Source organism: Chloroflexota bacterium (assembly GCA_018825785.1).
In the GTDB taxonomy this organism is placed as follows: Bacteria; Chloroflexota; Dehalococcoidia; order JACVQG01; family JAHKAY01; genus JAHKAY01.
Map to the genome: position 1 here is coordinate 1 of JAHKAY010000032.1, position 7,910 is coordinate 7,910.

Here is a 7,910-nt window from a genome sequence, read left to right on the forward strand (position 1 = left end):
CACCGAATTTACCATATATGATGTGAACTGGGCAGCGCAACTGTTCCAGCCGGCGAATGACCACAGGTGCACCAGTGTAAAACTGATGCTATGGAAGCTAGGTGCTCCACCTGCCGACCTGACTGTAGACCTCAGAGGCTATAAGATCGCAAGCGTCGCCACCTATCCTGTCCCAGGTGACACCAACCTGGCGACAGGGACGATACCAGCAGCGGGTTTAGGCGGCAGCCCGGGTGCCCTGGTGGAACTGGTCTGGCCGACACCAGTTGACCTGTATGCCGGCCATCACTACTGGCTCGTAGCCCATACTGCCGGTGGTGCCGCTGCTAACAGCTACAAGTGGAGAAAGCAGGCCGCAGGAACTATAACCTATGACCGGGCTAACCCTGACTTTGGTGGGACTATCTTTTACTCTGCCCACAGTAGCGTCAACTCAGGCTCTACCTGGACTGCCGCGGCCCAGCAGTACATATTCCAGGAGCTGGGGCAGAGCATCGGGGAGTTTGAGTTTGGTGGCTGCGAGCTGGCGGGCATAGCCTTCGCCGACCCCAATGGTAGCTTTCAAGTCCGCCGCTTCTTCTGGAACAACTGTGGCGTGGCAGTGGATGTGAAGGAAGCGGGTATACAGGTGCCCATGGAAGGTCACTATAATGCCACCCTCGAGGCCCCGTGGCGCTACCCCTTCCTGGTAGCCCGAGATGTGGTGGCCCCAACCATTAGTGTTCTTAATACCGAGATTCTGCTCGTCACATACACATTCCAGATTACCGTATAAGCTGCGATGGTTCTTGACAGGAGGCTGAAAAATTGACTGAGCAGCTCCTCCAGTGCGTCCTGGGCCTCCAACCGTAGGCCTGCTGGAGGGGAGGATCGGAAGGCTTGAGGGGATGATGGAAGTCATTTTGGCCCTGACCCTGGCCACCCTGGCCGCCGTGGTGGGTCCACCCCTGGCCCAGGTCCTGGTCAACCACCAGCAGAAAAGGAAGGGAGGTGCGGATTAGATGGCGTGGGAGCAGGTCGCCGCGGCCCAGGTCTCAAGCCAGGGCGTCCAGGGAGATGCCTGGAGAAGCCTTGAGGAGCTGCCGGTCGGCACGGAGGGCTACCTCTCTTTCCAGGCCCCTGGGATAGGCCCTATCATGGACGCTGGCGGTGTGGAAGCCATAGTCCGGGGGGTGTTCTGGGCAAAGGGAGTAGACATCAAGGTGCTGGACTGCTACGGGCAGGGTGACAACGGCTACATCCGCTTCACGGGCTCCCCGGCAGGGGTCGTGGCGATCCTCATAGCCGTTGCCGCTGTGCTCGAGATCCTGCTCTACCTCGGGATAGTCGTGGTTGTGGGGCTCTTCATCTGGAAGGCTGTGAGTATCATACAGAAGCTGGTAGAGCACCCGGAAGCCATCTTGCTCATTGGGGGTTTTGTCCTCGGTGGACTATATCTAGCAGGGAGGAAAAAGTGAAAAGGGAAAACGTAGGCAAAGTCCTTCTGGGAACGGGCATAGCGGTGGGTACGCTTGCGCTTTTGACCAGGGGTGGGAAGGCGGCAGCGGCACCGCCGGCGAGCCTTGTCGACCAGTACCTGGCAGAGATAGCCGCCGCCACCACGTATGCACAGCTGGACGGTATCCGGTACAGGTTTGAGGCGGACTATACAGCCGGCAAGTTCACCTATGACCTGTACGCGGTCCTCTACAGCGCCTATGCTCAAAGGTACACCCAGATAATCCCATAAGCCGGTTCCTGAGAAGGAGGGCCCATGAATAGAGGACAAAAGGTGGTCCTCGGTGTTGCGCTAGTAGGTGGAGCGGCTCTTGGCATATCAGCCTTATCAAAAGGGGCCAAGGCTGCACCGCCTCCGGTTGTGCCTCCCTCTCTGGTGGAGGGGTACCTCAGCGACATAGCGGCTTGCCTTACCCTGGACGCTTTGGCGGCGGTGAAGACACGCTTTGATGCCGACTATGCAGCAGGAAAGCTCACCCAGGCGGAATACCAGCAAGTCTACGCCGCCTACACAAAGCGCTACGGCGAGCTCCAACTGGTTATTAGTGCCCTCGATGTAAGGTTTGAGATGCCCGATGCCTACATGCCGGCACCGTCTGTTACTGTTGACGGCGTTGTTGTGGGAACGGCCCCCCTTGTGTGGCAGACCACACCTGGGACCCACACCGTCAGCTGGCAGGATAGGCCCGGCGGCCTTAACCCTACGCCTGGCGTAGCTTACTATCAGGCACCTGCTTCTCAGACAGTTACTATAGTTGAAGGGCAGACGCTTATGGTGACAGGCATCTACACCATCGTGCCGACATCGCCGCCAGACATCCGCCTTGATGCCTTCAGCTTCAGCGATGTGCAGCCCTTCTTGCCCAGCAGCACACACATAGCCTACATCAACATCACCAACCCGACGGACAGGACCATTCAGTACCTCGTCTATGCCTATCCCAGCGACCCTGGTGACACCGGCGAGCCTGCGTCTCTGGGAAGTTCGGACCTGGGCCTAATACCGCCGGGCTCCTGGAGCACCCAGTTCAGCATCCAAATGCCGGCAGCCGCGGGGACGTACCCCATCTGGCTCCGCTTCTATGAGTGGAAAAGCGGGGGCTTCCAGGCTTTCATCAAGAGGGTCAACACCGGGCAGTCCGTGACTGTGGCTCCCTCTCCCTCTCAATGGCCTATCCAGACGCAGCTCGCCTCCATCATGCCCTATCTTGTCCTTGCCGGGGTGTGGAGGTACAGCCTCTACTGGACCTACCAGCCGGCCAACCCCGGGGCAACCAACCTCTTTGAGCTGTTCCTCGGGGAGACGGTTGAGATAAATGTGACCCAGCCCTGCACTCTCGTGTACAGCGGGTGGACCTGGAACCTGGCGGCAGGGTACAACACGATAGCCTGGGGCTCTCCGCCGCCGCCACCGCCCCCTCCGTGGCCTATCGATGACCAGCTGGCCTCCATCATGGTCTACGTGGTGGATGTCTGGGTCTACAGGGGCGGGGCCTGGTATGTGTATGTGGCCTACAACAAGCCCCAGAGCAACCTCCAGGAGCTCTACCCGGGCGAGACAGTGTACGTGGAGGTCCTGCAGTCGTGCACCCTCAGCTATGGCGGGAAGACGTGGCCCCTGCAGGCTGGGCAGAATACCATAACCTGGTAGGAAGAACTATACATGCAGAACCCAGGGCTACGCCCTAGCCAGGGCTGAGCTGCTCCATGCGCTCCTTCAACGACCGCCTGGCCCCGGTGCTCCCAGGGGCTCGTTGGGGCTATGCTGTTTTTCCTGGCCATCAAAGAGCCCGGACTCCGGGACAAGATCCTGACCCTCCCCGGCCCCTGGGGGACTCTGTTGGTCCAGTACTACTTCAGGAAGAGGCCCGAGGGATGAGCCAGGACCCGTCCCTTGCCGAGCTGCTCGAGGAGCAGGCGAACTTTACTGGGGCTGGAACGTTAGTTATAATGGAGGGGAGGTAGAGCCATGTTCAGAGTAGCGATGCTCGTCAGCTCAATTGTTTTGCTCCTCTTGGCCGCCTGCATTCAGGTAGCTCCCACACCTGCGCCCGCTGCAACACCCGTTCCGGCTCCCTTTCTTAGGGCGTACGCAGAAAGCTTTCTTTCCCGGTTCGGCGTCGTAGAGGTTGACGCGCCCACGAGGCTTACCCGTGATGAGGCCCTTAGTCTCGGGCGTGATTACCTGGGCTCACTTTGGTTCCTCGGGCGGTCTGAGTATCTCGTTGACCAATTGCAAGCTCTTCCTGTTCGCTACACCGCTGACCCCAGCTATTTTGAGTACGGGAAGCTTTCCTGGTTCCTGGTGGCGCCACCCACAGCAATGCGGTTGGCACCCCATGGGGGGCCCGTAAGGCCACCAGCCGAGCCGGACCAGCCGCAGACGTTGTACTGGCCCGCCATCGTTGTCGTCATGCTTGACGACCAGACGGGTCTTTTCTGGGGTGGTTCGCTGGGCAACCAGGGGGCGTCAGGGCCTTCCGCGACACCTCGCCAGATGACGGCCCTCAATTCATATGCGGAGACCTATGGGTGGTGGCCCGTGTGGTTCCAACTCCGCCAGTATGACGGGAAGCCCTTACCAGACTCGGCAATCTTGGAACTGAAACCCCCGGACCAGTTGTTGGCAAATTGAAATTCAAAACAGCCCGCAGGCGGCGAGCGGGAACTTCTCCGGGGCGGAGCGTTGACCATAATGTACTACAATGAAGAATGGAGGTCGAGCCATGTTCAGAGTATCGATGCTCGTCAGCTCAATTGTTTTGCTCCTCTTGGCCGCCTGCATTCCCGCATTTCCGGCGCCCGGGCCTCTTGGTACGCTGGCGCCGGGCCTGACATCTTACGAGTGGTACGTGGCCCAGCTTCAGACTCCATCGCTCACGGCATTCTTTCAGCTCTCGCCCGGAATGACAGCCACCTGGGAGGTCAGTCCCGACAGCAGGCGCTTCGCTTATAAGGCGGAAGCTGGAGCCAAGCGGCTCATGGTTGTTGACGGCGTGGGGGGCAAGCTGTACGACGACGTGAGCGTGCCCTCCTACATGATGCCCTTCAGTTCGCTCTTCAGCCCCGACGGCCGGAGGTTCGCCTATGCCGCCAAGGAGGGCACCAGGTGGCTTATGGTCTTGGATGGCACAGAGGGAAAGGAATACGACGGTGTCGGCGACCCCTATTTCAGCCCGGATAGCAGGAGGCTGGCGTACACGGCAGGCGCAGGCGGCAAGCCGTTCTGGGTCGTTGACGGGGTGGAGGGCTGGCAGTACGACTACGTCGGCGACCCCCGGTTCAGTCCCGACAGCCAGAGGTTCGCGTACAGGGCCCGGGCGGGCACCAAGTTCTCCGTAGTAGTCGATGGAGTGGAGGGCGGGCAATACGACAACGTCAGTAGCCTCTGTTTCAGCCCCGACGGCCGGAGGTCAGCTTATGCGGCTGATGTGGGTGACAAGAGGTTTGTGGTTGTGGACGGGGTCGAGGGCAAGCAGTACGACTCAGTCACCAACCTCTTCTTCAGCCCCGATAGCAGGAAGTTGGCCTATACGGCGACGGTGGCTGGCCAGCATTTCGTCGTGGTAGACGGGCAAGAGGGCAAGCGATACTACGGCCTCGGCGAGCCCGTCTTCAGCCCCGATGGCCAGAGGCTGGCCTACACGGCCAGCGTAGGCGACAAGAGACTCGTGGTCCTGGATGGGGTGGAGGGCAAGCAGTACGATGACGTCATCCAGCCCGTCTTCAGTCCCGATAGCCGCAGGCTGGCCTACGCGGCCATGGTGGGATTTGACTGGCTCATGGTTGTGGACGGGGTGGAGGGGAAGCCGTACGGCTATGTCAGCTACTCGACCAGAGGTGGCATGTTCAGCTCCGACAGCCAGAGGCTGGCCTATGTGGCCAGGGCAGGCGTTAAGAGGTTCGTGGTCCTAGACGGGGTGGAGGGCAGGCAGTACGACTACGTTGACGGTCCCCGCTTCAGTCCGGATAGCCAGAGTTTCGTCTATGCGGCTGAAGCAGGCGGCAAGAGCTTTGTGGTGGTGGACGGGGTCGAGGGCAAGCAGTACAATTCGGTGACCCCGCCCCTGTTCAGTCCTGATGGCAAGCGGTTGGCCTACGCGGCCAAAGCGGGCGCGAGGTGGCTTGCGGTTGTGGATGGACTGGAGAGCAGACAATACGACCGCCTCATGTCGGAGATTGTCTTTGACTCTCCCGATAGTTTGCACCTCCTGGTGCTGCAAGGCAATATCATCTATCTGGTGGAGCTGAAGATAAGCTGAGGCTGCAACTAGAAGGGGCTGCCCGCACCGCGGTTCGCTTCGCCCTGAACCCGGTAGTCAGGCCCGGAGAGGGTCACCACCTTGCCCAGCCTGCGGTCCTGGAGGCGGGAGGCAATGCGGGGAGACAGCTGGGCCTCGGGGACATTCCTGGTGACCACCAGGGGAAGGCCCTTGATGTAGCGGTGGTCTATGAGGGTGTCCAGCTTCTCGGCAGCCCAGTCCGTCAGCTTCTCCGTGCCCAGGTCGTCCAGGATGAGAAGAGGAGCGTCTAGCTGCGCCAGGACTTCCCTGTCAGTCATTAGCTCCGTTCAGTGTCTATAAAGGTGGCCATACTTGCCCCGGGTCATGCGGGCCTCCAGCCCCTCAATGTCGCCGTGCTCGCGCCGGGGTTCGGTCCCTATGAGGGGTACTTTCATAGACCTCCTTTGCGGGCCCCTGCCCCTTGAGGCAGACGAACTGTATATCGGCCGGCGCCCCGGTAACCTCCATCAGAGTCCTCCGGGCAAGGGAATATAGAGATCGGTTGAGGTTCTCTTCCTGCGCCCTTGTCTCTACATCCACTACCAGGAGGCCGTCTGGGTCGTAGCCGAGGGCCTTAGTATTCTGTAGCCAGGTGGCAAAGTTGGCCTTGGTGACCTGGCGCCGTAGGCTGGGCAGGACCTTTTTCCACAGTTTTCGGGCCTCGTCGGCCCTTTCGTATATCTGTAACGGTGTGTAACGGTTACTCTCTGCCTCTGCCTCTGCCTCTGCCTCTTGGGGATGGGGGGTGTTGGGGGGAAGGGCCTGGCGTTGCCTCTCCCTGGCCCGCTCCCGGTAGCGACGCACCCGCTCCCGGACCGCCTCGGGCCGGTCTGATGGGGCTACCGCTTCCCTCTCTTCATAGTTGACGATATAGAGAGTGGCCCCATTCCAGGCCAGGGTGCCCAGGCTAGTGAGCTTCGTGACCATGCTCTCCAGGACGGGGAGGTCAGGGGCCTCCAGGTGGACGGCCCGGGCGACCTGCTGGAGGGTGAGAGGTTGGCCCCCGGCGGTGAGGGCCCCGCCGGCGTCGAGCTCCCCGGCCAGCATGAGCAGCCGCCACCAGGCCCCCTGCTCGGCCAGGGTCAGTGTCAGCAGCTTTAGGTTGTGCAGGCTGTCCAGCCACAATCTTATCCAGGGGAGGGGGCGGGGCATGGCTAGGCGCCTGAGGGGGCCTGGCCCCCTACCTGAGAAAACCACCTCCCGGCCCCGGCGAGGGGTGGGATACTGGTCCCCTCCCGAAAACGGCCGCTGCGGGCCTTAGGGGCCTGTTGTATCTGGGGCCCCGGCCCGGGCCCCCGTTTGGTTCGCACTATATTGCTTATGATTGCAGCTCCTCCTATCTGGCCCCCTGGCCCGGCTACAAAACCCCCTTTCCCCCGCCCTACAACTTTATGTTCGGGGGGAAGGACCGGGCGGAGGGGGCCGGCGGGTGGCCACCCGCTCAGCCCCGCGCCCGGGGACGCTATGGTGCCCCGGCCGGAGCAATAGAGAAAAAGGGGCGGGCTAAGCTTACCGGGCTTGACACCGCCCCGTAGGCTATCCTATCCCTCAGTTGAGTTGACGTTCTCCCCACGGCTAGAGTTGGTCAAGGGGTCCCCGCATCAGGTCTTTTTCTTAAAGCCCCGGCAGCCGGCCGGATTGGCTCGTCTGTGAGGTTTGCCGCTTGTTATGGTTGTCGCTATATTTCAACATGAGCTGCACGACCCGCCGCACCTCATCCTCCTTAGGGGCGGTCATGAGCTGCCACACCCCCCGGGCCTTTCTGACGTCTCCTATGCCGTAGTCATAGACGAGCTGGCCGATGAGGACCGCCAGGTCCGGCGGGCAATCCTCAGCCCGGCTAAGGAAACCGTGACAGACATCGATAAATTCCTGGCGCGTGTACATTGGGAAACGAGCATGCAGGGCGAAGCGAGACAGGAACTCCCGGGGCATCTTGACCGAGCTGTTGCAGGCAGCAAGCACCATTGTCTCCAGCTTGATCCCGCGGGACTTCCGGCTCTTGGTCTCCAGCACCTCCCCACTCTCCATCAACCCCAGGAGCACGGAGTAGCACTCGTTGTCCATCTTGTCGGCCTCGTCCAGGAGAAGGACTGAGGGCTGGTGCTCGAAGAGGGCATCGGAGAGCCC

8 protein-coding genes are annotated in these 7,910 nt (G+C 61.0%); 5 read left to right on the forward strand and 3 right to left on the reverse strand.

Translation table 11 applies throughout. The features are described from left to right. From KJ624_04890 to KJ624_04910, 5 genes are all read left to right on the forward strand, one after another. On the forward strand, positions 1 to 775 hold a 775-nt coding region (locus KJ624_04890; GenBank protein ID MBU2009163.1), incomplete at its 5' end, for a hypothetical protein. Between the two features lie 226 nt (positions 776 to 1,001). Further along, on the forward strand, positions 1,002 to 1,457 hold the full coding sequence (locus KJ624_04895) for a hypothetical protein (GenBank protein ID MBU2009164.1): 456 nt from the start codon (positions 1,002 to 1,004) through the stop codon (positions 1,455 to 1,457). Further along, the gene (locus tag KJ624_04900) at positions 1,454 to 1,729 is read left to right on the forward strand and encodes a hypothetical protein (GenBank protein ID MBU2009165.1); all 276 of its coding nucleotides are present in this window, start codon (positions 1,454 to 1,456) and stop codon (positions 1,727 to 1,729) included. Before KJ624_04895 ends, KJ624_04900 begins: the two co-directional genes overlap by 4 nt. 24 nt (positions 1,730 to 1,753) lie before the next feature. Next, entirely contained in the window at positions 1,754 to 3,148 is a 1,395-nt protein-coding gene (locus tag KJ624_04905; GenBank protein ID MBU2009166.1) for a hypothetical protein, read from the forward strand. A gap of 1,255 nt (positions 3,149 to 4,403) precedes the next feature. Beyond that, the gene (locus KJ624_04910; GenBank protein ID MBU2009167.1) at positions 4,404 to 5,759 is read left to right on the forward strand and encodes a hypothetical protein; all 1,356 of its coding nucleotides are present in this window, start codon (positions 4,404 to 4,406) and stop codon (positions 5,757 to 5,759) included. An 8-nt stretch (positions 5,760 to 5,767) separates the two neighbouring features. On the opposite strand, the gene KJ624_04915 is transcribed toward KJ624_04910, so the two are convergent. From KJ624_04915 to KJ624_04925, 3 genes are all read right to left on the reverse strand, one after another. Then, positions 5,768 to 6,058 (reverse strand): hypothetical protein, encoded by a 291-nt coding sequence (locus tag KJ624_04915; GenBank protein MBU2009168.1) that lies wholly within the window; start codon positions 6,056 to 6,058, stop codon positions 5,768 to 5,770. Between the two features lie 64 nt (positions 6,059 to 6,122). After that, complete coding sequence (locus KJ624_04920; GenBank protein MBU2009169.1) at positions 6,123 to 6,932, reverse strand: hypothetical protein; 810 nt, start codon at positions 6,930 to 6,932, stop codon at positions 6,123 to 6,125. Between the two features lie 462 nt (positions 6,933 to 7,394). Further along, positions 7,395 to 7,910 (reverse strand): hypothetical protein (locus KJ624_04925; protein ID MBU2009170.1); only part of this gene is annotated, 516 nt, incomplete at its 5' end.